The sequence below is a fragment of the Bradyrhizobium sp. S69 genome (assembly GCF_009766005.1).
Lineage (GTDB): Bacteria > Pseudomonadota > Alphaproteobacteria > Rhizobiales > Xanthobacteraceae > Bradyrhizobium.
This window is the reverse complement of sequence record NZ_LMUK01000059.1, coordinates 54,910-79,111: the sequence shown is the minus strand read 5'-3', so window position 1 is coordinate 79,111 and position 24,202 is coordinate 54,910. Positions and strand designations below refer to the sequence as shown.

Here is a 24,202-nt window from a genome sequence, read left to right as displayed (position 1 = left end):
GGTCAGGGGCCTTGCTCAAAAGGCCCGCAGGTCTTGATGCCGACGATCAGGTCTTGATGCCGACGATGAAGCTTCGCCTTCGAGACTGTCCGTACCATCCCGCCACAAAATCCTGGAGCTAGGCGAACCGTGATGCTTTCCAACCGTTTCAATCGCTGGACCTATGCCGCGCTCTCCGTCGCGATCCTCGCGGTGCCCGGCTCGCTCTCGGCGCAGACGCCCGATCATCAGGCCGACAATTCGGCGCAGTTTCCCTCCAGCCTGGATATGAAATCCTTGACCACGTCGGGCAGCTATCTGGCCGCCCGCCACGCCAGCGTCGAGCGCGACGCCAATTCGGCGGCGGCGTTCTATCGCTCGGCGCTGCGCAGCGATCCGAAGAACAATGAACTGCTCGATCGCGCGTTCATCTCGTCGGTCGCCGACGGCGATATCGACGACGCCGTGAAGCTCGCCGACCGGATTTTGACGATCGACAAATCCAACCGGGTGGCCCGCCTGGTGGTCGGCGTGCGCGACCTCAAGCAGAAGAAATACCCGAGCGCGCAGGTCAACATCAACCAGTCGATACGCGGACCGATCACCGATCTGGTGGCGACGCTGCTGTCGGCCTGGGCCAGCTACGGCGCCGGTGACACCAAGACGGCGGTCGCCAATATCGACAAGCTGACCGGCCCGGAATGGTATCCGCTGTTCAAGGACATGCACGCCGCGATGATCCTGGAGCTGGCGGGCAAGGACAAGGAGGCCGGCGTGCGGCTGGAGCGGGCCTACAAGCTCGACGATTCCATGCTGCGGGTGGCCGACGATTATGCGCGCTGGTTGACGCGCAACAAGGACGACGCCGCGGCAACCGCGATCTACGAGGCGTTCGACAAGAAGCTGCCGCGCCATCCGTTGGTGCTGGAGGGCTTGCGCGAAACCAAGGCCGGCAAGAAATTGCCGCCGCTGGTCGATTCGCCGCAGGCGGGTGCTGCCGAGGCGCTGTACGGCATCGGCGCGACGCTGACCCGCCGCGGTGGCGAAGACCTCGCGCTGGTCTATCTGCAGCTCGCGCTCTATCTTGAGCCCACGCATCCGCTGGCGCTGCTGTCGTTGGCCGATCTCTATGAGTCGGTGAAGAAGCCGGCGATGGCGATCAAGGTCTACGAGCGGGTGCCGGCGAGTTCGCCGCTGAAGCGCAACGCGCAAATCCAGCTCGCGACCGATCTGGACGCCGCCGACCGCAGCGACGAGGCGATCAAGATCCTCAAGAGCGTCACCGCCGAGGCGCCCAAGGATCTTGAGGCCATCATGGCGCTCGGCAATGTCGAGCGCGGCCGCAAGAAGTTCAGCGACTGCACGGAAACCTACTCCAAGGGCATCGATGCCCTGCCGGATCCGAACGACAAGGCCAATACCGTCTATTATTACTACCGCGGCATCTGCGAGGAACGCTCGCATCAATGGCCCAAGGCCGAAGCCGACATGAAGAAGGCGCTGGAGCTGCAGCCCGATCAGCCGCACGTGCTCAACTATCTCGGCTATTCGTGGATCGATCAGGGCATCAATCTCGACGACGGCATGAAGATGATCAAGCGGGCGGTCGATCAGCGCCCGGATGACGGCTACATCGTGGACTCGCTGGGCTGGGCCTATTTCCGTATCGGCAATTACGAGGAAGCGGTGAAGAATCTCGAGCGCGCGATCGATCTGAAGCCCGAGGATCCCACCATCAACGACCATCTCGGCGATGCCTATTGGCGCGTCGGCCGCACCCTGGAAGCCAAATTCCAGTGGACGCATGCCAAGGACCTCAAGCCCGAGCCGGACGATTTGCCGAAGATCGAAGCCAAGATCGCCAACGGCCTGCCCGACATCGCCTCGTCGAGCGATACCTCGGCGTCGTCCGCGGACAAGACCCCGGCCGACAAGAAAAAAGAGGACGGCAAGGACGTCGATAAGGGCGGCTGATCGAAGCGGTTCGGGAGCGTACCGCCGATGCAGGCTTTGATTGAACAGGCATTATCTGAAGATGGGCGCGCCAAGGTCAATTTGACCTTGCGGGTTATTGGGCGCCGTACCGACGGCTATCACGACATCGAAAGCGTGGTGGCGTTCGCCGATTGCGCCGATCATTTGACGCTGACGCCGGGGCCCGAGCTTGGGCTTGTCGCCACCGGGCCGCTGGCGGAAGCCTGCGGCGCGACGTCGGATAATCTCGTGATCAAGGCGGCGCATCTGCTTCGCGAGCGCGTGCCCGACCTCAAGGTCGGCAGCTTCACGCTCGACAAGGTGCTGCCGGTCGCAGCCGGTATCGGCGGCGGTTCGGCCGATGCCGCGGCGGCGCTGCGCTTGCTGGCGCAACTGAACGGCCTTGCGCTCGACGACCAGCGGCTGCACGCGGTGGCGTTGGCGACCGGCGCCGATGTTCCGGTGTGTCTGGCGTCGCGCCCCTGCGACATGACCGGCGTCGGCGAGAGCTTGCTGCCGCTCAGCCTGCCCATCATGCCATGCGTGATGGTCAACCCGCGCGTTCCGGTGGCGACCAAGGATGTGTTCAACGCGCTCGGGTTGCGCAACGGTCAATTGCTGGTCGGCGCCACCGATGTTCTGCGCGGCACCGCATGGCCGCAGGCCGGCGCCTCGGTCGAAGACTGGGTCGAAGTGCTGGCGGCAAGCTCCAACGACCTGGAAGGGCCGGCGACCCGCATCCAGCCGATCATCGGCGAGGTGATCTCGGCGCTGGCGGCGACCAACGGGGCCTGGCTGGCGCGGATGTCGGGCTCGGGCGCGACGTGTTTTGCGCTCTACGAGAACACCGCCGATGCCGGCCGCGCGGCCGATGCGATCCGGCGCGATCACCCCGAATGGTGGGTGCATGCGGGAACGCTGAGCTGAGCGCGCGACGCCGCGCTTAATTCATCAATGCGACCGCGCCAGGCAGAACGCCACGACTTCTTCCAGCGCGGTCTTCATCGGCGAGGCCGGGAACAGCGCCAGCGCATCGACCGCCATCGCGCCGTAATGCTGGGCGCGGCTGATGGTGTCTTCGAGCGCGCGGTGCTTGGTCATCAGGCCGATCGCATGATCGAGGTCGGCTTCGCCGATCTCGCCGCGCTCCAGCGACTTGACCCAGAACGCGCGCTCACTGTCATTGCCGCGGCGGAACGCCAGCACCACCGGCAGCGTGATCTTGCCCTCGCGGAAATCGTCGCCGATGTTCTTGCCGAGCTTGGCGGCCTTGCCGCCATAATCCAGCACGTCGTCGACGAGCTGGAAGGCGATGCCGAGATTCATGCCGACCGAGCGGCAGGCGGTCTGCTCGGCCTTGGGGCGGTTGGCCAGCACCGGCCCGACCTCGCAGGCGGCGGCGAACAATTCGGCGGTCTTGCCGCGGATCACCGCGAGATATTCGTCTTCGGTGGTGGCGGTGTTCTTGGCCGCGGCGAGCTGCATCACTTCGCCCTCGGCGATGGTGGCGGCAGCCGACGACAGGATGTCGAGCGCGCGCAGCGAGCCGACCTCGACCATCATGCGAAACGCCTGGCCGAGCAGGAAATCGCCGACCAGCACGCTGGCCTCGTTGCCCCACAGCATCCGCGCCGATAGCTTGCCGCGGCGCAATTCGCTTTCGTCGACCACGTCGTCATGCAGCAAGGTCGCGGTGTGCATGAACTCGACGGAGGCCGCGAGCTTGATGTGGCCGTCGCCGGAATAGCCGGTGAGGCTCGCCATCGCCAGGGTCAGCATCGGGCGCAGCCGCTTGCCGCCCGAGGAGATCAAATGGTTGGCGACCTCGGGGATCATGGTCACTTCCGAGCCGGTCCGCGACAGGATGGTGGCGTTGACGCGCTCCATGTCGGCGGCGACAAGCGCCACCAGCCGCTCGATCGACGCCCCCGCAGGGCTCTCGAAGGGTACAATAACCGCCACGCCGGTCTCCACATTTGCCCAAGAGGGATTATCCTCAGATACAATAGAAACTGCGGTGGAACGCGGCAAGGGCGCGGTGCGGGGACTTCCGCCACGCCGCCTTCTGGCCCGGGTCCATCCGCCTTCTAGCCCGGGTCCACAAAGGAGAAATGTCAATTGCGGGAATTGGTTCGGACCAACGATATCGTGCTGGTTTCGGCGGTCGGGGCGCTATTGGACGGCGCCAACATCCATCATTTGGTGCTGGACCAGAACATGAGCATCATCGAGGGCTCGCTCGGGGTGCTGCCGCGCCGGATCCTGGTCCATGAGGACGACAACCGCGAGGCCCGCCAGATTCTCAGCGACGCCGGCCTGTCTCACGAACTGCGGGCCGATGACTGAACCGCAGGGCGAATTAAGGGAGGGATCTATCGAGGCCGAATGCACCGAGGACGCCTTTCTGGGCGGCCAGCTGCGGCTGCGGCAGCCCAGATCCGGCCATCGCGCCGGCCACGATGCCATGCTGCTGGCCGCGGCGACGCCGGCCCAACCAGGCCATCGGGTCGTTGATTTCGGCGCCGGCGTCGGCGCCGCCGGTCTCGCGGTGGCCCGGCGCGTCGCTGATATAAGGCTTGTGCTGGTCGAGATCGATGCGGCGCTGGCGCAGCTGGCGCGCGGCAATGCCAGTTCGAACGCGATTGTGGCCGATACCATCGTGCTCGATGTCAGCGCCGGCATCGAGGCCTTCACAGCCGCAGGGCTTGCCCCCGACAGTGCCGATGTCGTGCTGATGAACCCGCCCTTCAACGATCCCGCGCGGCACCGCGCCTCGCCGGATAAAGCCCGCGAGATCGCCCATGTCGCGACCGAGGCGACGCTGGATACCTGGATTCACGCGGCGCGGCGCACGCTGAAGTCCGGCGGGGCGTTGACCCTGATCTGGCGCGCCGATGGAATTGCCGAGGTGCTGGCGGCGCTCGACCGCGGCTTTGGCAGCCTCGCCATCCTGCCGGTCCATGGCGAGCCCTCAGCGCCCGCGATCCGCCTGATCATTCGCGCCATCAAGGGCGGCAGGGCGCCGACCCGGCTTCATGCCGGGCTGATGCTCAACGACGAGCGAGGCGCGCCCAACGAGCGTGTGCAGGAAATTCTGGCCGGCAAGGGGGTTTTACTGGGGCTGCCCTGAACGCAGCAAATAGCTGCGAGCGGCGCTCAAGTTTTGAGCAGAAACACATGCGCAACGGGATCATCGCGCACATCGGTTTGGATCAATCGTGGTGGGAAAATCTTTACTGGGAGCAAATCTTTTCTGGGCGCAAATCTTTACTGGGAGCCAAATCTTTACTGGGGGAGCGTTTTCGAGCGCTGTTCCGGGGCGGAGGTGAAGTGGACCGCCGTCAAAAGGGCGCTCATCAGCAGCAACAACAGGTAGATTTTCATGCGTTTCTCCGCTGCTTCTTACAGCCCTATTAAACAGCTGCATTGCAAAAGGCGTTCCACCCTTTCAATGACATCGGCGTGATAAAGAATGGTTAACTTTGAGGTAATGCAATGACCGACCAAACGGGCAACCCGCGCGGGGCACTGGGCCTGATCGACCGGCTGAAGGCGCTGGTTCCAGAGCGTTTTCGACCTGGAACCGCGGTGGTCCCGGTGGTCCGGCTATCCGGGGTGATCGGCGCGGTGACGCCGCTGCGGCCCGGCATGTCGCTCGCCGGCGTCGCCCGGGTGCTCGAGCGGGCCTTTGCCACCAAGAATGCCAAAGCGGTCGCGCTGGTGATCAATTCGCCCGGCGGCTCGCCGGTGCAATCGCGCCAGATCTATTTGCGGATCCGGCAGCTCGCCGCGGAAAAGAAGCTGCCGGTGCTGGTGTTCGTCGAGGACGTCGCGGCCTCCGGCGGCTACATGATCGCCTGCGCCGGCGACGAGATCTTCTGCGATCCCTCCTCGATCCTGGGATCGATCGGGGTGGTCGGCGGATCCTTTGGATTTCAGGAACTGATCAAGAAGATCGGCGTCGAGCGCCGGCTCTATACGGCGGGCGCCCACAAGGCGATGCTCGATCCGTTCCTGCCGGAAAACCCCGATGATGTCGCGCGCGTCAAGGCGCTCCAGCGCGAGATCCACGCGATCTTCATCGCGCTGGTCAAGCAAAGCCGCGGCAGCAAGATCACCGGCGCTGATGACGTGGTTTTTACCGGCGAGTATTGGGCCGGAGAGACCTCGATTTCGCTGGGGCTGGCGGATGCGATCGGCGATCTGCGCTCGACCTTGCGCGCGCGCTATGGCGACAAGGTCAAGACCCCGGTGATCGCGCCCGCATCGGGCATGCTGTCGGGCCTTTTAGGGCGGAAATCGGCCGGTGCCGGGGCGATGGTCTCGCTGGAAGGGTTTTCAGGGTTGCCGGACGAGCTGATCTCGGCGCTGGAAACCCGGGCGATTTGGGCCAAATTCGGCTTCTAGCTCCCCTCCCCCTTGCGGGGAGGGGTCGGGGGTGGGGGTCTCCAAGCACTGAGCTTGTGGCCACCCCCCCACCCCAACCCTCCCCCGCAAGGGGGGAGGGAGAAGACTTGCGCTAACGGCGTTGTGATTGCGCCATTTAGTCCCGCTCAAGGCGATTGCAGGCCGGCCCGGCCTGCGCGACAATGCAGGCATTGGGGGCGTGCGCATGAATCAAGAGGATCGACCGATGCCGCCGCTTGTCGTATTCGCGGGCTTCCTGGGTGGGCTCGCCGTGGTTCGCTGGGCTTACCGGACAGCCCTTCAGGTCAATCAGGAGCTGGAAGAGGCGCGGCTGACACGCGCCGCGCAAGCCGCGCGATCCCACGATATTCCGACCTTGCGGCAGGATCCGGTCACCGGCGCCTATCGGCCTGGCTAGACCCGCTACCGCAACCCCGGAATCACTTGCGCCGGCCTCGGGGCCGGGCATGACCTCTGACGAGACCGGCGAGCAAGCTTGGAGGCGGGTGCGCTGTGACGCGAACCCTTCTTCGAACTGTCACATAAACTATGGCATTTCGAAGTTTTGTCGTGATAACCCGCCAATCGCTAACGATCCCATTTCGCCGGCCAGAGCGTTGCCGGGATGGTTAATTTGGTCTCAACGCGCAAGATCGCGTTTCACCCTCCCCTGGAGGGGGAGGGTCGGCTCACATGGAGCGCAGCGAGATGTGAGGCGGGGTGGGGTGGCGAAGCGAGGGTAAGAGGCGTCAGCCATCGTCATCTGCTGCGTCGCCACCCCACCCCGCTTGCAAGCGCAAGCGACCCTCCCCCTCCAGGGGAGGGTGAAGAGGAGATGCGCTCACCGTTCTTGCTTCAGTTGCCGCTGTGTCGCGCCCGAATCCCCACCCCACATCGCCTTGATTCCCGGTTCCTGCGCCGATACGGTCCCGCGCTCCTAACCAGCCCTCTCAAGAGATTTCGAATCGGACGATGGACGAGATACCTCCCCACATGCGCCCGGAACGTTCGTTCCAGGGTTTTATTCTCGCCTTGCAGCGGTTCTGGGCGGATCAGGGCTGCGTGATCCTGCAGCCCTACGACATGGAAATGGGCGCGGGCACCTTCCATCCGGCCACGACATTGCGCGCGCTGGGGCCGAAGCCGTGGAAGGCCGCCTATGTGCAGCCGTCGCGCCGGCCGAAGGATGGCCGCTACGGCGAAAATCCCAACCGCATGCAGCATTATTACCAGTTCCAGGTGATCATGAAGCCGTCGCCGCCGAACCTGCAGGAGCTCTATCTGAAGTCGCTGGCCGCGATCGGTCTGGATTCCGCGCTGCATGACATTCGTTTCGTCGAGGACGATTGGGAAAGCCCGACGCTCGGCGCGTGGGGCCTGGGCTGGGAATGCTGGTGCGACGGCATGGAAGTGTCGCAGTTCACTTATTTTCAGCAGGTCGCGGGCGTCGAATGCGCACCGGTCGCCGGCGAGCTCACCTACGGGCTCGAGCGTCTGGCAATGTATGTGCAGGGTGTCGACCGGGTCTACGATCTCAACTTCAATGGCCGCGACGGCGCCGAGCGGGTCAGCTATGGCGACGTGTTCCTGCAAGCCGAGCAGGAATATTCGCGGCACAATTTCGAAGTTGCCGACACCGCGATGTTGTTCGAGCAGTTCAAGATGGCCGAAGGCGCCTGCAAGAAATATCTCGAAGCCGGGTGGAAGAGTGGCAGCAATCGACAAGAACATCTGATGGCGCTGCCGGCCTACGATCAGTGCATCAAGGCGAGCCACGCGTTCAACCTGCTGGATGCCCGCGGCGTGATCTCGGTGACCGAACGCCAAAGCTACATCCTGCGCGTCCGCGAACTCGCAAAAGCCTGCGGCGAAGCCTGGGTCCACACCGAAGCGGGCAGGGCGGGTTAGTGAACTTCACCCTCCCCTGGAGGGGGAGGGTCGCCGCGAAGCGGCGGGGTGGGGTGGAGCAGTTCAATGGCAAAGAGGCCAATCAGCGACTTCAAGCACAAGACCGCGAAAGCGCTGAGGGCCAACACCACGGCTGCCGAGGACATCCTTTGGCGCCATCTCCGGCGCCTTGAGCTGACAGGAAGCCATTTTAGAAGACAGGTGCCGATCGGACCTTATGTTGCGGACTTTGCCTGTTTGAAGCAGCGTCTCATCATCGAGGTCGATGGTTCGCAACATGGAAGCGATGAAGGTCTTCACCGCGACGAAGTTCGAACGCGCTGGCTGAATTCGGAAGGTTATCGCGTGATGCGATTTTGGAACAACGATGTGATGAACAAGACCGAGGCTGTCATGGAAGCGATCCATGACGCGACCGCTGTCACCCCACCCCGCCTGCCGATGGCAGGCGACCCTCCCCCTCAAGGGGAGGGTGGAAAGTAGAACATGCCCGATCTCCTTCTCGAATTATTCTCTGAAGAAATCCCCGCGCGCATGCAGGCGAAGGCGGCGGAGGATTTGCGTCGCATGGTGACCGATAAACTGGTCGCGGAAGGCCTGGTCTATGAGGGCGCCAAGGCATTCGCGACACCGCGGCGACTTGCGTTGACGGTGCATGGCATTCCGGCGCGGCAATCCGACCTGAAGGAAGAGCGCAAGGGTCCAAGAGTGGGCGGACCGGAGGCGGCGGTGGCGGGCTTTCTGAAAGCCACCGGGCTTGCCTCGCTGGATGAAGCAAAAATCCAGCGCGACCCGAAGAAGGGCGATTTTTACATCGCCCTGATCGAAAAGCCGGGCCGGCCGACGCTCGACGTGCTCGCGGACATGCTGCCGGTGATCGTGCGCACGTTTCCATGGCCGAAATCGATGCGCTGGGGCGAACGCTCCGCTAAGCCCGGCGCGCTGCAATGGGTACGGCCGCTGCATGCGATCACCGCGACCTTCGGCATCGAGACCGAAGAGCCGGATGTCGTAAAGTTTTCGATCGACACCATCGAAGCCGGTCAGACCACGTACGGCCACCGCTTCATGGCGCCCGCGGCGATCAACGTGCGCCGCTTCGACGACTACGAGAGCAAGCTAAAAGCGGCCAAGGTCGTGCTCGACCCGCAGGCCCGCAAGGACATCATTCTGGCCGATGCCAAGCAGTTGGCGTTCGCGCAGGGGTTTGAACTGGTCGAGGATCAGGTGCTGCTCGATGAAGTCTCGGGCCTGGTCGAATGGCCCGTGGTTCTGATGGGCTCGTTCGACCAGGAGTTTCTGTCGATCCCGGGCGAGGTGATCCGCGCCACCATCCGCAATAACCAGAAGTGTTTTGTGGTCAGCGATCCCAAAGCCGGAAAGCTCGCCAACAAGTTCATTCTCACCGCGAATATCGAAGCGTCTGACGGCGGCAAGGCGATCGTCGCCGGCAACGAGCGCGTCATTCGCGCGCGATTGAGCGACGCGAAGTTTTTCTATGATACGGACCTGAAGACCAAGCTCGAAGATCGGTTGCCGAAATTCGAGCAGATCGTGTTTCACGAGAAGCTGGGCACGCAGGCCGAGCGCATCAAACGGATCGAGCTTGTTGCCGCGGAGATGGCGCCGCTGGTCGGTGCCGATGTCGAGAAAGCGAAGCGAGCGGCGCATCTGGCGAAAGCCGATCTGCTTACCGAAGTAGTCAGCGAATTTCCTGAACTGCAAGGATTAATGGGCAAGTATTACGCGCTGGCGCAGGGCGAGGATACTTCCGTCGCCGCCGCGAGCGAAGAACACTATAAACCTCAGGGGCCGAACGATAATGTCCCCGTTGATCCGGTGTCGGTGGCGGTGGCGTTGGCCGACAAGATCGATACGCTGATTGGTTTTTGGGCAGTTGACGAGAAACCTACAGGAAGTAGAGACCCGTATGCATTGCGCAGAGCAGCGCTGGGTGTGATTCGAATAGCGATCGAGCGCGAAATTGAATTGTATCCTCGCGGTCTTCTTGAGAGGCGAATCAAAAGGGTTCGCGCAGACCTTTCTGATGTTGAAATCTCCGAAATCGGCGACTCGTTCCAACGTTTCTTCGAGGATCGCCTCACTGTTCAGCTTCGCGATCAGGGCGCGCGACACGACCTCGTGGACGCTGTGCTTCATCTTGACGGCAAGGAAGTGGGGCTTTTGTCTATTGTCCGTCGCGTCGAAGCGCTCGGCAAGTTCCTCGACAGCGATGACGGCAAGAATTTGCTCGCGGGCACCAAGCGCGCCAGCAACATCCTTGCGATCGAGGAAAAGAAAGACAAGCGCAAGTTCGACGGTGCGCCCGATGCCGGGCTCTATTCACTCAACGAAGAAAAGACGTTGGCGAAAGCGATCGATGAAGTGAAGGCGGAAGCCAGCGCCGCGGTGGCAAAAGAAGATTTTGCCGGCGCGATGAGCACGCTGGCAAAGCTGCGCCCGGCGGTCGATGCGTTCTTTGACAAGGTCAAAGTCAACGACGACGATGCAAGCGTGCGCGAAAACCGCCTGAAGCTGTTGAATGAAATCCGCGCCGCGACGCGTGCGGTGGCGGATTTCTCGAAGATACAGGATTGATCACCGGCGCGTGCTTACTTCCCCTCTCCCCTTGTGGGAGAGGGTGGCTCGCATCTTTAGATGCGAGACGGGTGAGGGGTATCGGCCTCTCGTTATGTTGCGACCCCTCATCCGCCTTCGCTTCGCGAAGGCACCTTCTCCCACAAGGGGAGAAGGGAAAAAAGATGCGTCGCATCCGCAAATAAAACTTGACAGCATTTTGCTGAGTTGCCCGTCGTGCCAATGTGTCGCAGCAAATCATGGTTGATCGCGAAGGCAAATCACCTTCACTTCTCAAGTCATCCCGCACCCTCGAAGAGGGGCGTTTCGCGATCGTCACGAACGTTGGGCGCGGGGAGCGATGGACGCGAGAGCTGCGACTGACGAGCGTGGCTGAAGCGGACGGCAAAGTCGTGTGGTCCTGACGCCCCAATGGCTGGTGTCAAATCCCTCAGAAGCTCACGCTTCTTAGGAATGACGGTGACAAGCAAGCCTGGTCTCACCGGGGAGAGCACGAAATAAGCTGTAACACCATTGCGCAGGGAAGGCCGGAGTGTTTCCGCTGAACCTGTATGCTCATGTGCGTTTTTTGTTTGCCTTGGCACATGAGACCGCGGGTGCAGCGCGCACCCGGTCTTCCCTGCGCCCTCTTCTTTTTGGGGCGAACGAATTTGCAAACCTCGGGCGAATGATGTCGCGAGATCGCGGAGTCGTGTTCAGTTGTCATCATCCGCGCAGGCGGGGACCCAGTATTCCGAGACGCCAGCGATGGAATCGAAAACTCGCGGGGTACTGGATACCCGCCTTCGCGGGTATGACGGTGTTGGTTGGAGCGTCGTCATCAGCGTCATTGCGAGGAGCGTAGCGACGAAGCAATCCAGCTTCCTTGTTGCATGGATTGCTTCGCTGACGCTCGCAATGACGGTCTTGGATCGGTTGTTTGAAAGTTGAATAGGAAACGCGGAAGAGCCGTCACCCTGAGGTGCTCGCCGCTTGGCGAGCCTCGAAGGGCGACCGCCGCAAGCGCTGAACTTGCGGCCATCCTTCGAGACGCGCGCAAGGGCGCGCTCCTCAGGATGACGACTGCTAATGAACAATGAGCCAAAAAAAGCCCCGCCCGGACGGGGGAGACCGGACGAGGCCTTTGTTGTCCGGTCGCGGCGGCTCAGCGCCCGGACAATTGGTGCAAGTCATGTGATGCAAGTCATGTCATGCAAGTCATGTGATGCAAGTCATTTGGTACACGTCATTGATGCGAATAAATCGCGTACCGCGACTATTCGATCACCTGAACGATACGGCGGGTGCGCGGTTCGATCAGGATGGTCTGGCCGTTGACGACCGTGTAGCGATACGGCGTCATGCCGTAGGTCTGCGGCACGTCGTAATAGGTCACGCCGGTTTCCGGCAGCACGGTGCCGACCGCCACCCGATCCGGAATGGTGTAATCAGGCACGTGTTCGCGAATGATGTATTGCCGGAACGCCGGAAACTGGTCGGCCGGGATGCCCTCGGCATCGCCATCCACGACGACGGGCGCGCCACGCGCCACGCCCACCGTCATGTCGCTTTGCGCTCTTGCCGCGATCGGGGCACTCACAGCCGCAGCTATCGCTGCAATGGCAAGGATCTTGTTGCCAAGTATCTTGTTCCGCATGATGAACTCCTTCAGTAGCTGCCGGCCGGTTTGCGCCGCCCAGCAATGCCACCCAATCCATCGCGCGCCTCATCGTTCCCGGAACAGTGCCATTCGCTTCGCTGCAATTTTCGGCATTTTTTGTCAGCCAATTTGGTCAGGTACTGGAACCCGTTGAAGCGATGGACGTCTCCTATTGCGGAACCTCGCCAACGGGTAGATTGCCGTCCTCGATTCGATCTTTCCCCAATCTGCCGGAGACCTTCTCAATGACCATCACCGCTGCGCATATTCCCGCCATTGTGGCCCTGCTCGCAGGCGTCCTGATCCTGATCATGCCGCGGTTCCTGAATTTCATCATTGCGATCTATCTGATCCTGGTTGGTCTGCAGGGCCTCGGCTTTCTCCGGATGTTTCACATGTAGCGCGGACCGGAGGGGTTTCGCAGCTTGCGCGGAACCCCTCAAAATGGTGTAAGGCGCCCATCTCCTTCCCTCGATTGGATTGTTGTCAGTCATGGCCAAAGCCGTCGCGAAGTCCAAGAAGACCGCAGAGAAAATCGTAGCTAAATCAAAGGCATCCGCGCCCGCACGGGCCAAGGCCGCTGCGCCGGCTTCGGCGCGCAAGGCACTGCCAAAAAGCCAAGCCAAACCTCAAGTCAAACCTGTTGCCAAAGCGGCTGCCAAACCGGTCGCGAAGCCTGTGGTCAAGGCCGCCAGCAAGCCGGTCCAGAAGGCCGTGGCCAGCAAGCCCGCCGCTGACGCGGTGAAATCCGGCAAATGGGTGTTCACCTTCGGCGACGGCAAGGCCGAGGGCAAGGCGACCCTGCGCGACCTCCTGGGCGGCAAGGGCGCCAACCTCGCCGAGATGGCCAATCTGGGCTTGCCGGTGCCTCCCGGCTTCACCATTCCGACCTCGGTCTGCACCTATTTCTACGCCAACGACAAAACCTATCCGAAGGAATTGAAGGCGCAGGTCGAAAAGGCGCTGGAGCAGGTCGGCAAGATGGCCGGCAAAATGTTCGGCGATTCCAGGAATCCGCTCTTGGTCTCGGTGCGCTCCGGTGGCCGGGCCTCGATGCCGGGCATGATGGATACCGTGCTCAATCTCGGCCTCAACGACAAGACCGTGGAAGCGCTGGCCGAACTGTCCGGCGATCGCCGCTTTGCCTATGACAGCTATCGCCGCTTCATCACGATGTATTCGGATGTCGTGCTCGGCTTCGAGCATCATCATTTCGAGGACATCCTCGATACCTTCAAGGACGGCCAGGGCTACACGCTCGATACCGATTTGACCGGCGACGACTGGGTCGACCTGGTCGGCCGCTACAAGGATGCGGTGGCGCGCGAGACCGGCAAGGATTTCCCGCAGGATCCGCACGACCAATTGTGGGGCGCGATTGGGGCTGTGTTTTCATCCTGGATGAACGCGCGCGCGGTGACCTATCGGCGGCTGCATGACATCCCGGAATCGTGGGGCACTGCCGTCAACGTGCAGGCCATGGTGTTCGGCAATATGGGCGAGACGTCCGCGACCGGTGTTGCGTTCACGCGCAATCCGTCGACCGGCGAAAGCAAGCTCTATGGCGAATTCCTGATCAACGCCCAGGGCGAGGACGTGGTGGCGGGCATCCGCACGCCGCAGGACATCACCGAATATGCGCGCAAGGAGTCCGGCTCCGACAAGGCATCGATGGAAATCGCGATGCCCGAGGCGTTCAAGGAATTGACGCGGATCTACACGCTGCTCGAAAAGCATTACCGCGACATGCAGGACATGGAGTTCACGGTCGAGCAGGGCAAATTGTGGATGCTGCAGACCCGCGGCGGCAAGCGCACCGCGAAGGCGGCGCTTCGCATCGCGGTCGAACTCGCCAATGAGGGCCTGATCTCGAAAAAGGACGCGGTGTTGCGGATCGATCCCGCCTCGCTCGATCAATTGCTGCATCCGACCATCGATCCCTCCGCCAAGCGCGACGTGATCGCGACCGGCCTGCCGGCATCGCCGGGGGCTGCCTCCGGCGAAATCGTGTTCTCGTCGGATGAGGCCGCGAAATTGCAGGCCGATGGACGTAAAGTCATTCTGGTCCGGATCGAAACCAGTCCGGAAGACATTCACGGCATGCACGCGGCGGAAGGCATCCTGACCACGCGCGGCGGCATGACCTCGCACGCCGCCGTGGTGGCGCGCGGCATGGGCAAGCCCTGCGTCTCCGGTTGCGGCAGCATTCGCGTCGATTATGGCCGCGGCACCATGAGCATCGGCTCGCGCATCTTCAAGACCGGCGATGTCATCACCATCGACGGTTCGGTCGGCCAGGTGCTGGCCGGGCGGATGCCGATGATCGAGCCGGAACTGTCGGGCGAATTCGGCACGCTGATGGGTTGGGCCGATTCGGTCCGCAAGCTTCGCGTTCGGGTCAATGGCGATACGCCGGAGGATGCGCGCGCCGCGATCAAATTCGGCGCCGAAGGCATCGGGCTGTGCCGCACCGAGCATATGTTCTTCGAGGAGACCCGGATCCGCACCGTGCGCGAGATGATCCTGGCCGAGGACGAGCAGGCGCGCCGCGCCGCGCTGTCGAAATTGTTGCCGATGCAGCGCGCCGATTTCGTCGAGCTGTTCGAGATCATGAAGGGCCTGCCGGTGACGATCCGGCTGCTCGATCCGCCGCTGCATGAGTTCCTGCCGCACACCCAGGCCGAGATCGAGGAAGTCGCGCGCGCGATGAACGCCGATCCGCGAAGGCTGGCCGATCGCGCCCGCGATCTCGCCGAGTTCAATCCGATGCTCGGCTTCCGCGGTTGCCGGCTTGCGATTGCCTATCCTGAAATCGCCGAGATGCAGGCGCGCGCGATTTTCGAGGCCGCAGTGGAAGCCGAAAAGCGCACCAACAAGGCGGTCGGGCTCGAGGTGATGGTGCCGCTGATCGCGACCAAGGCCGAGTTCGATCTGGTCAAGGGGCGGATAGACGCCACCGCGCAGGCGGTGATGAAAGAGACCGGCAAGAAGCTCAGTTATCAAGTTGGTACGATGATCGAGCTGCCACGCGCGTGCCTGATGGCGGGCGATATCGCCAAGACCGCCGAGTTCTTTTCGTTCGGCACCAACGACCTGACCCAGACCACCTATGGCATCAGCCGCGACGACGCCGCCGGATTCCTCGGCACCTATATTTCGAAAGGCATCCTCGAGATCGATCCGTTCGTCTCGGTCGATCGCGATGGTGTCGGCGAACTGGTCAAGATCGGCGTCGCCCGCGGCCGCAAGACCCGCCCCGATCTGAAGGTCGGCATTTGCGGCGAGCATGGCGGCGATCCCGCGTCGGTGGCGTTCTGCCACGAGATCGGTCTCGATTACGTCTCGTGCTCACCCTATCGCGTGCCGATCGCCCGCCTCGCCGCGGCGCAGGCCGCCCTCGGCAAGGCGGTCTCAAGTCAGGCGTAGAATCAGCAGCGTCGTTGCGAGCGCTGCTCGCAACGACGGAGGACGGGAACTCACGGCCCGCAAATAATTTTCTTCATCATTTTTATTGACGCGATGTTTACCATTTTGTTCGAGCGCCCGTTTACCAACAGTTTCGATGCCGCTCGCGAAAACCCAAGCACTGCTTGCGTGTAACCGCCGCGCACCACCGATTAACTCCCTCGCAACCTAAATTCGATATCACAAAAAAAGATCGAATTGCGCGGACGTACCGGGGTTCGATCGTGCGTGTGTGTGTAAGCGTTGCGTGAGTGTATCGATGTTAGGTGTGCGTAACCGGCCGAAGGGCGCGAGTTTCGCGTTCTTCGGCCTTGGTCTTTGTGTCTTTGCATTGACCCCCACAGAAGTCGGATACCAGGATATTGCATCGCTGCTCGCCAGGCAGCCCGGTGTCGCCGAGCGCTGGCAAAAGCGGGTGTTCTCCGCCGTCAGCACGATCCAGGTCGCGACCTATAGCTTCGGCCGCCCGATCGGGACTTCGGCGCCGCAGGCCGCACTGTATCGTCTGGCGAGCCTCGAAAACCCGAGCCTCGACGTCACCGGTTCGCTGACGCGTAACGCGCTGCTGCAACCTCCGCCGCGTTATCAGGCTTCCGAGTTCCCCACCGTCGACCGCACGCTGAAGGGCGATCGACTGGTCAAGTCCCCGCCGCCCGAGGCCGCAGCGCCGGCGGATCATGCGCCTGCCCTTGAAGATCCCGCGACCTCGAATGCGTCGGTGCGGGGTGCAAAGACCTCCGAGGCCGCGCCGGCCGGCGACCGAGCGCCGCTCGATCCGGAACTGGCGGAAGCGCTGAGCGCGCCGCCGCTGGCGCAATACGATGTCTCGATGTCGCTGGAAGCCCAGCCGCTCGAGGACCTGAAAGCAGCGCCCGATGCGGCAGCGATCGCGCTGGAGCCGGCGGCGTCGCACGATGGTTTCTCGGTGAAGACCGCGCGGCTGTTTTTCGGAAGCTCCTCCCTCGGCGCCCCCGCCGCGGGCATGGCGCGCTGGGAGCCGGGCGAAGAGCCGATGGTGGTGGCGCCGGACGCTGCCGCCGATCCCGACATGAAGGTGATCGCGTCGTTGCCGTCGCCCGCGGAACAACCTTCCAGATCCGCCGAGAGCGGCGAAAGCATTGCGGCCAAGGGCGAAGTCAACGCTGATAATCAGCGCACCAAGACGCCGGCCGAGCGGCTCGGCCTGTTCGACGACAAGGCGCGCGCCAAGTCGGAGAAGTGCCTCGCCGAGGCCGTCTATTTCGAGGCCCGCGGCGAAGCCGTGCGCGGCCAGATCGCGGTGGCGCAGGTGGTGATGAACCGGGTGTTCTCGGGTCGGTATCCAACCACGGTGTGCGCGGTGGTCTATCAGAACAAATATCACCACATGGCGTGCCAGTTCACGTTCGCTTGCGACAATGTCGCCGACGTGGTGCGCGAACCCGACATGTGGGACCGCGCCAAGAAGATCGCCAAGGCGACGCTGGACGGCCAGCTCTGGCTGCCGGAAGTGGCGAAGTCGACGCACTATCACGCCTACTGGGTGCACCCGTCCTGGGTCGCCGAAATGAAGAAAATGTACAAATTCGGCGTTCACACCTTCTATCGGCCGCGCGCCTGGGGCGACGGTAGCGAAGCGCCGAGCTGGGGATCGCCGGCGCAAACCGCCGAGATATCGGCGGAGCTGGCCGAAGCCGCCAAGAGCTCCGCCGAGGCTTCGCCGAATACGGTGCGACGCTAGGTTGACGCGCCGCTTCCCGTGACGCGAGAGCCTTCTCACGCATCGATATCGAGGGCGATATCGAAGTTCGGCGCCGAATGGGTCAGCGCGCCGGCCGAGGCATAATCGACGCCGGTCGATGCGATGGTCGCGATCGAACCTTGCGTGACACCGCCGGAGGCTTCCAGCACGACGCGTCCCCTGGCCATGCTCACGGCTTCGGTCAGTTCAGCGGTATCCATATTGTCGAGCAGTACGACATCGGCGAGGCCCGTATCGAGCACCTCGCGCAGTTGCGTGAGCGTATCGACCTCGATCTCGATCCTGACCAGATGTCCGATCTGCGCGCGCGCGCGTTCGAGCACCGGCCGGATGCCGCCGGCAACCGCGATGTGGTTATCCTTGATCAGGATCGCATCGTCGAGCCCGAACCGATGGTTGAACCCGCCGCCGCAACGCACGGCGTATTTCTCCAGCGCGCGCAGACCGGGCGTCGTCTTGCGGGTGCAGCAGATCCGCATCTTGGTGCCGGCGGTGGGCCGCACATAATCGGCGGTGAGGGTGGCGACGCCGGAGAGCCGGCCGACAAAGTTCAGCGCCGTGCGCTCGCCGGTCAAGACCGCGCGCGCCGGGCCGGACAATGTCAGCACATGAATGCCGGCAGCGACCACAGCGCCATCGCGGACATGGGCTTCAATGCTGATATCGGGCGACAGCCTTTGAAATACCGCGATTGCGAGCGGCAATCCTGCGATTACGCCGGATTGCCGTGCCACCATCACGGCATGGGCGTGGGTCGCCTCCGGGATGGTGGCCATCGAGGTGATGTCGCCGGCGCGGCCGAGATCCTCATGAAGGGCGCGATGCACAGCCTCGTCGATGGCGAGTGGTGAAAGGAACGCGTCGGGGTGCAAGAGCGAAGCAGGGGTTATCATGATGTGGCTTCCTGTCAGGCGGTGATGGGGTGTGTCGATCGCGTTGCCGGGCTCTCGGCCAGCGACGCTGCGATCTCCCGCGCCGCCTGGAGCGTCGTCATGGTGCGGTGCGCGAGATCGGGTCTTTCGGTTGGATGGTCGCTGCGGCAATGCGCGCCACGGCTTTCGCGCCGCGCCCATGCCGATGTCGTCACCAGCAATGCGGTGGTCGCGATGTTGCGCAGCGCGATATTGCCGGTATCGCGCTCGAGGCTTGCGAACGTCCTGATAGCTTGCGCCAGCCGGTCGGCGTCGCGGATCACGCCGACATGCGAGGTCATCATGGTCCGAAGATTGGCCTCGGTCAGCGGAGGCATCGCGCAATTGCGCGGCGTCGTTGGTTCCGGCGGGCTGGCGCGCGCCGCAAAATCGTGGCCGTCGATGTCCTCGGCGATGCGGGCCGCATAGACCGCGGCTTCGAGCAGCGAGTTTGATGCCAGCCGGTTGGCGCCGTGCGCGCCGGTGCAGGAGACTTCGCCGCCGGCCCACAATCCCCTCAGCGAGGTGCGGCCGCGCGCATCCACCGCGATGCCGCCCATGTGATAATGCGCGGCGGGCGCCACCGGGATCGGCTGTCGCGCCGGATCGATATTCGCGGCGATACAGCTCGCATAGACCGTCGGAAATTTTTCGGCGAAACGGCTGCCGAGTGAAGCGGTGGCGTCGAGAAACGCGCCGCGGCCGGTGGCGATTTCCGCGAACACGCCGCGCGCCACGACGTCCCGCGGCGCGAGTTCGGCGAGCCTGTGCCGCGCGATCATAAAACGCTCGCCTTTGTCGTTGATCAGCGTTGCGCCTTCGCCGCGCAGCGCTTCGGTCGCCAGCGGCGCCGGATCGCGGCCGACCATGATCGCGGTCGGGTGGAACTGGACGAATTCCGGATCGGCAATCACGGCGCCGGCGCGCGCGGCGATCGCAAGCCCGAGCCCACGGGCTTCCGCGGGATTCGTCGTCACGGCATAGAGATGGCCGATGCCGCCGGTCGCCATCACCACCGCGCGCGATGCGATGATGTGGGGTTTCGCGCTGGGGTCGGCGGTTTGACGCAGTTGCAGGCCGGTGACGGTGTCGCCCTCCGTCAGCAGCGCTTCTGCGACATAGCCTTCGATCACGCGGATCGAAGGCGTCGCGCGCACCGCGTCGATCAGCGCGGCGATGATCGCCTTGCCCGCCATATCGCCGCGCACATGCACGATGCGGCGCGCGGAATGCGCGGCCTCCTGGGAGACCGCAAGCCTGCCCTCGAGGTCGCGATCGAACGGAACGCCATACCGCAGCAGGTCATGGATGCGCGCGCCGGCTTCGCGCGCGAGGCCGAGCGCGATCGTCTCGTCGACCAGCCCGGCACCGACGGCAACCGTATCGGCGGCGTGCGCCTCCGCGCTGTCGCCCTCGGCGACGGCGGCCGCGATGCCTCCTTGCGCCCACGCGGTTGAAGCGCCTTCGCCGAGCGGCGCCGCCGATATCACGGTAACCGGACGCGGCGCCAGTTTTAGCGCGCAGAACAATCCGGCGAGACCGGCACCGACGATGACGATATCGTCGGTGGCGTGAGTAAGATCGTTGATCTGGTTTGACATGTTCGTCTCCACCGCTCGTCGTCCCGACGACTTAAGCGCAATTGCGCGCCAGGCCGGAGCGACGATGGTTTGTTGGGAGTTGCTAATTCTTCAGATTGATCATCCGCTCCACCGATCGCCGCGCCTTGTCGGCAATCGAGGGATCGATGGTGACTTCCTCACGCAAGGTGAGCAGGCTGTCCAAGATATTCGGCAGCGTGATCCGCTTCATGTGCGGACACAGATTGCATGGCTGCACTATTTCGACGTCGGGCAACTCGGCTCGCACGTTGTCGGCCATCGAACATTCGGTGATCATCACCAGCCGCCTCGGGCGCTTGTCGCGAACCCACTTGATCATGTGCGCGGTCGAACCGGTGAAGTCGGCCTCGGCCAGCACGTCCGGCGGGCATTCCGGATGGGCGATGATCTGTACCGACGGATCGGCCTCGCGATAGGCGCGCAACTCATCGCCGGTAAAGCGCTCGTGCACTTCGCAGGCGCCTTTCCAGGCGATGATCTTCACGCTGGTTTTCGAGGCGACATATTTTGCCAGATATTGATCTGGCAGGAAGATCACCGTCGCCGCATTCAGGCTCTCGACGACCTCGACCGCGTTGGACGAGGTACAGCAGATGTCGACTTCGGCCTTCACGTCGGCTGATGTGTTGACATAGGCCACCACAGGCACACCGGGAAAACGCATCCGCAACAGCCGCACATCCGCTCCCGTAATGCTCGACGCCAGCGAGCAGCCGGCCCGGGAGTCCGGGATCAGGACCGTCTTGTCCGGGTTGAGAAGCTTTGAAGTCTCCGCCATGAAATGTACGCCGCATTGCACGATGATGCCGGACTTCACCTTGGTGGCCTCGATCGCAAGCTGCAGCGAGTCGCCGCCGATGTCGGCGACGCAATGGAAAATCTCCGGGGTCTGGTAGTTATGCGCCAGGATCACGGCGTCGCGTTGCTGCTTCAGTTCATTGATCGCCTTGACGTAGGGCGCCATCAACGGCCACTCGACCGGGGAGATCACGGCCCTGACCCTCTCATAGAGGTGCGCGGTGGCGCATTCGACCTCTGGCGTCCACTCCAGCGACGGCATCGGCAGCGCTGGCGCGGCGGCGCGTGCTGCTGCGGGAGCGGTGGGATTTCGTCGTGCGACGGTGGCAGGCCCGCGAGGCGGGTTTCCGAAATCTTCCGGACCGTAAATTCCAGCGATAGGCATCGTGCGCTCCCTTCGATTTATATATACTCAATATGAGCATATATGAGCTCCGAGAAATCCGGCCTCCCAGGGCCGGCATTCCGGTGGTCTTGTTGGTTGTCTTTCGGGCGGAGCAACCTGCCGCGTTGCAGGCAATCCGTCACGTCACGCGAACTTTACTTATCCTCATAACGAGCAAATCGAATGTAACATGCATGTCGGCAAGCCGCTAGGTGTCCGGCCGGCTAAATTGTCTGGTCTGGCCGGCTCGATTTGCAACGCTGCAATGCGAAACGCTGTTTCGAAAACCTCACCATTGGGATTTGCATGCGAATGCATTAACTCCCTGTAACGCGCGGAACGCCCCGGCGAATCCGCTGCGATCAATCGGGGGAAATGTGCATGTCGGCAACCGCGGACGATCCTGGTCCGGCTCCGGGCGCGGCCAATTGGCGGACGCCGCTGGAGATCGTCATCTGCGGCTGCGCGATTGCACTGTTGAGCTTCGGGCCGCGCTCGAGCTTCGGATTTTTCGTGCAGCCGATGAGCCGCGAATTTGCCTGGGGCCGTGATGTCTTCGCCCTCGCGCTGGCTTTTCAGAATCTGCTGTGGGGATTGGGTCAGCCGATCGCCGGTGCCATTGCCGATCGTTTTGGCAGCTTGCGCGTGATCCTGGTGGGCGCATTGCTCTACGCCGCGGGTCTGGTGCTGATGCGTTACGCGGCGACGCCGCTGTCGCTCGACATCGGCGCCGGTGTGCTGATCGGCTTTGGTCTGTCGGGCTGTTCGTTCAATCTGGTGCTGTCGGCATTTTCGAAGCTGTTGCCGCCGGAACGGCGGGGCGTGGCGCTCGGCGCGGGAACGGCGGCCGGATCGTTCGGGCAGTTTCTGTTCGCGCCGTTCGGCGTTGCGATGATCGACAATTTCGGCTGGCAGACCGCGCTCCTGGTGTTTGCCGGGCTGATGTTGTTGATCGTGCCGTTGTCGCTCGCGCTCAGCACGCCGCCGGTGGCGTCGGACCACGTGCCGGCGCCGGACCAGCAGTCGTTCAGGACGGCGCTGGCGGAGGCGTTCGGCCATCGCTCCTATGTGTTGCTGGTGCTCGGCTTCTTCACCTGCGGCTTTCAACTCGCGTTTATCACGGTGCACCTGCCGGCCTATCTGGTCGATCGCGGCATACCGGCGTCGACCGGTGGCTGGGTGATCGCCGCGATCGGCCTGTTCAACATCGTGGGATCGCTCGGCGTTGGCTGGCTGCAAAACATCTTTGCCAAACGCTACATCCTGTCGGCGATCTATTTGATCCGCGCGATCTCGATTGTCGCCTTCATCTCGTTTCCGATCAGCCCGACCTCTGCCATCATGTTCGGCGCGGTCAGCGGCCTGACCTGGCTCTCGACGGTGCCGCCGACCTCGGCGCTGGTGTCGCTGATGTTCGGCACGCGCTGGTTTGCGACGCTGTATGGTTTTGCCTTCGTCAGCCATCAGGTCGGCGGCTTCCTCGGCGTCCTGCTCGGCGGCATCGTGTTCGAGAAATTCGGCTCCTACACGTCGATCTGGTGGCTGTCGGCGTTGTTCGGCGTGTTGTCGGCGCTGATCAACCTGCCGATCGTCGAGGCGCCTGTCGCGCGGCCGGTTGCGCAACCGGCCTGATCCGGTAAACATCCCTCCGAAATTTCGAAATTCAGGGAGCCTGCCATGGCAACGTTCAAGGCGATCAGGATCGACAAGGCAGAAAAAGGCACGACCGTCGCGCTCACCCAATTCGACGAAGCCGAATTGATGGAGGGCGACGTCACGGTCCGGGTCGAATGGTCGACACTGAACTACAAGGATGGCCTTGCCGTCACCGGCAAGGCACCGGTGGTACGGCGTTTTCCGATGATCGCGGGCATCGACTTCGCCGGTACGGTCGAAGCGTCGTCGCATCCGCAATGGAAGGCCGGCGACAAGGTGATCTGCGATGGCTGGGGCTTGGGCGAGACCCATCTTGGCGCCTATGCCGAGAAGGCGCGGGTCAAAGGTGACTGGCTGGTCCGCCTGCCGGAGGGCATGTCGTCCCGCGAGGCGATGGCGATCGGCACCGCCGGCTACACCGCGATGCTGTCGGTGCTGGCGTTGGAAAAATACGGCCTGACGCCCAGCGATGGCCCAATCGTCGTCACCGGTGCTGCCGGCGGCGTCGGCTCGGTGGCGACCGCGATCCTCTCCAAGCTCGGCTATCGCGTCGTCGCCTCGACCGGGCGGATGGCGGAGGCGGACTATCTGAAAGACCTTGGGGCCGCCGAGGTGATCGATCGGGCGGAACTGTCGGGGCCGGCCAAACCCTTGGCAAAAGAGCGCTGGGCGGGAGGTATCGACAGCGTCGGCTCGACCACGCTGGCCAACGTGCTCTCGATGACCAAATATGGCGGCGCTGTCGCCGCCTGCGGCCTTGCCGCCGGCATGGACCTGCCGACCTCGGTGGCTCCGTTTATTTTGCGCGGCGTGTGTCTGTTGGGCATCGATTCGGTGATGTGTCCGATCGAACGGCGCAAAATCGCCTGGAGCCGGCTGGCCAGCGATTTGGATCGGGGAAAACTTACTGAAATTACTCAAGAAATCGGCCTTGACGAAGTTGTCGGCGCGGGCGCCAAAATCCTTGCCGGACAGGTCCGCGGTCGAATCGTGGTAAAAATTCTGTAACGGCGTTCAGACTTTACCAACCAACCTGCTCCAATGTTGCCATGGTTAGTATGGTAAGCAGCGGGTAAAGAGGCCTTAAGGCGGGTACCCGCGCTCGGTGAGTTGGAGTTA

The 24,202-nt window shown here is 63.0% G+C and carries 20 protein-coding genes; 15 read left to right on the top strand and 5 right to left on the bottom strand.

Features of this window, described 5'->3' with window-relative positions; genetic code table 11:
* The first annotated feature begins 132 nt into the window (after nt 1-132).
* Together GSQ88_RS31580 and GSQ88_RS31575 are read left to right on the top strand one after the other, a co-directional pair.
* Nucleotides 133-1,953, top strand: coding sequence for a tetratricopeptide repeat protein (locus GSQ88_RS31580; RefSeq protein ID WP_159011990.1), 1,821 nt, complete (start codon nt 133-135; stop codon nt 1,951-1,953).
* 27 nt (nt 1,954-1,980) lie between these two features.
* Nucleotides 1,981-2,880 carry a 4-(cytidine 5'-diphospho)-2-C-methyl-D-erythritol kinase gene (locus tag GSQ88_RS31575; RefSeq protein ID WP_159011988.1) on the top strand — a complete coding sequence of 300 codons (900 nt, stop codon included), beginning with the start codon at nt 1,981-1,983 and terminating at the stop codon, nt 2,878-2,880.
* A gap of 24 nt (nt 2,881-2,904) precedes the next feature.
* Here GSQ88_RS31575 and GSQ88_RS31570 read toward each other — a convergent pair whose 3' ends face one another.
* Nucleotides 2,905-3,915 carry a polyprenyl synthetase family protein gene (locus GSQ88_RS31570; RefSeq protein ID WP_159011986.1) on the bottom strand — a complete coding sequence of 337 codons (1,011 nt, stop codon included), beginning with the start codon at nt 3,913-3,915 and terminating at the stop codon, nt 2,905-2,907.
* A gap of 156 nt (nt 3,916-4,071) precedes the next feature.
* Here GSQ88_RS31570 and GSQ88_RS31565 point away from each other — a divergent pair, with 156 nt between their 5' ends.
* From GSQ88_RS31565 to glyS, 8 genes are all read left to right on the top strand, one after another.
* Complete coding sequence (locus GSQ88_RS31565) at nt 4,072-4,299, top strand: putative signal transducing protein (protein WP_159011985.1); 228 nt, start codon at nt 4,072-4,074, stop codon at nt 4,297-4,299.
* Nucleotides 4,292-5,083, top strand: a complete 792-nt coding sequence (locus GSQ88_RS31560) for a tRNA1(Val) (adenine(37)-N6)-methyltransferase (protein ID WP_246785168.1) — start codon at nt 4,292-4,294, stop codon at nt 5,081-5,083. The genes GSQ88_RS31565 and GSQ88_RS31560 overlap by 8 nt, the downstream gene beginning before the upstream one ends.
* 47 nt (nt 5,084-5,130) lie before the next feature.
* Nucleotides 5,131-5,370 (top strand): hypothetical protein, encoded by a 240-nt coding sequence (locus GSQ88_RS31555; protein ID WP_159011981.1) that lies wholly within the window; start codon nt 5,131-5,133, stop codon nt 5,368-5,370.
* Nucleotides 5,371-5,448: 78 nt separating this feature from the next.
* Nucleotides 5,449-6,360 carry a S49 family peptidase gene (locus GSQ88_RS31550; protein WP_159011979.1) on the top strand — a complete coding sequence of 304 codons (912 nt, stop codon included), beginning with the start codon at nt 5,449-5,451 and terminating at the stop codon, nt 6,358-6,360.
* Between the two features lie 226 nt (nt 6,361-6,586).
* Nucleotides 6,587-6,778 carry a hypothetical protein gene (locus GSQ88_RS31545; RefSeq protein WP_159011977.1) on the top strand — a complete coding sequence of 64 codons (192 nt, stop codon included), beginning with the start codon at nt 6,587-6,589 and terminating at the stop codon, nt 6,776-6,778.
* A gap of 554 nt (nt 6,779-7,332) precedes the next feature.
* Nucleotides 7,333-8,268, top strand: a complete 936-nt coding sequence (locus GSQ88_RS31540) for a glycine--tRNA ligase subunit alpha (RefSeq protein WP_159011975.1) — start codon at nt 7,333-7,335, stop codon at nt 8,266-8,268.
* 66 nt (nt 8,269-8,334) lie between these two features.
* A complete protein-coding gene (locus GSQ88_RS31535; RefSeq protein ID WP_159011974.1) occupies nt 8,335-8,751 on the top strand; it encodes an endonuclease domain-containing protein in 417 nt (138 codons plus the stop codon).
* 3 nt (nt 8,752-8,754) lie between these two features.
* Complete coding sequence (gene glyS / locus GSQ88_RS31530) at nt 8,755-10,866, top strand: glycine--tRNA ligase subunit beta (protein ID WP_159011973.1); 2,112 nt, start codon at nt 8,755-8,757, stop codon at nt 10,864-10,866.
* Between the two features lie 1,255 nt (nt 10,867-12,121).
* On the opposite strand, the gene GSQ88_RS31525 is transcribed toward glyS, so the two are convergent.
* On the bottom strand, nt 12,122-12,502 hold the full coding sequence (locus GSQ88_RS31525; RefSeq protein WP_159011971.1) for a DUF1236 domain-containing protein: 381 nt from the start codon (nt 12,500-12,502) through the stop codon (nt 12,122-12,124).
* A gap of 248 nt (nt 12,503-12,750) precedes the next feature.
* On the opposite strand from GSQ88_RS31525, the gene GSQ88_RS31520 reads away from it, so the two are divergent.
* From GSQ88_RS31520 to GSQ88_RS31510, 3 genes are all read left to right on the top strand, one after another.
* A complete protein-coding gene (locus tag GSQ88_RS31520; protein WP_159011969.1) occupies nt 12,751-12,906 on the top strand; it encodes a DUF3096 domain-containing protein in 156 nt (51 codons plus the stop codon).
* A 91-nt stretch (nt 12,907-12,997) separates the two neighbouring features.
* Nucleotides 12,998-15,931, top strand: a complete 2,934-nt coding sequence (gene ppdK / locus GSQ88_RS31515) for a pyruvate, phosphate dikinase (RefSeq protein ID WP_174248165.1) — start codon at nt 12,998-13,000, stop codon at nt 15,929-15,931.
* A 298-nt stretch (nt 15,932-16,229) separates the two neighbouring features.
* Nucleotides 16,230-17,690, top strand: a complete 1,461-nt coding sequence (locus GSQ88_RS31510) for a cell wall hydrolase (protein WP_159011965.1) — start codon at nt 16,230-16,232, stop codon at nt 17,688-17,690.
* Nucleotides 17,691-17,725: 35 nt separating this feature from the next.
* On the opposite strand, the gene nadC is transcribed toward GSQ88_RS31510, so the two are convergent.
* The 3 genes from nadC to nadA form a co-directional block, all read right to left on the bottom strand.
* Complete coding sequence (nadC, locus tag GSQ88_RS31505) at nt 17,726-18,604, bottom strand: carboxylating nicotinate-nucleotide diphosphorylase (protein ID WP_159011964.1); 879 nt, start codon at nt 18,602-18,604, stop codon at nt 17,726-17,728.
* A 14-nt stretch (nt 18,605-18,618) separates the two neighbouring features.
* On the bottom strand, nt 18,619-20,223 hold the full coding sequence (locus tag GSQ88_RS31500) for an L-aspartate oxidase (protein WP_159011962.1): 1,605 nt from the start codon (nt 20,221-20,223) through the stop codon (nt 18,619-18,621).
* Nucleotides 20,224-20,305: 82 nt separating this feature from the next.
* A complete protein-coding gene (nadA, locus tag GSQ88_RS31495; RefSeq protein ID WP_159011960.1) occupies nt 20,306-21,427 on the bottom strand; it encodes a quinolinate synthase NadA in 1,122 nt (373 codons plus the stop codon).
* Between the two features lie 381 nt (nt 21,428-21,808).
* Between nadA and GSQ88_RS31490 the strand changes: the two genes are divergently transcribed.
* Nucleotides 21,809-23,059 carry an MFS transporter gene (locus GSQ88_RS31490; RefSeq protein ID WP_159011958.1) on the top strand — a complete coding sequence of 417 codons (1,251 nt, stop codon included), beginning with the start codon at nt 21,809-21,811 and terminating at the stop codon, nt 23,057-23,059.
* 45 nt (nt 23,060-23,104) lie between these two features.
* On the top strand, nt 23,105-24,091 hold the full coding sequence (acuI, locus tag GSQ88_RS31485; protein ID WP_159011957.1) for an acrylyl-CoA reductase (NADPH): 987 nt from the start codon (nt 23,105-23,107) through the stop codon (nt 24,089-24,091).
* The last annotated feature ends 111 nt before the right edge of the window (nt 24,092-24,202 follow it).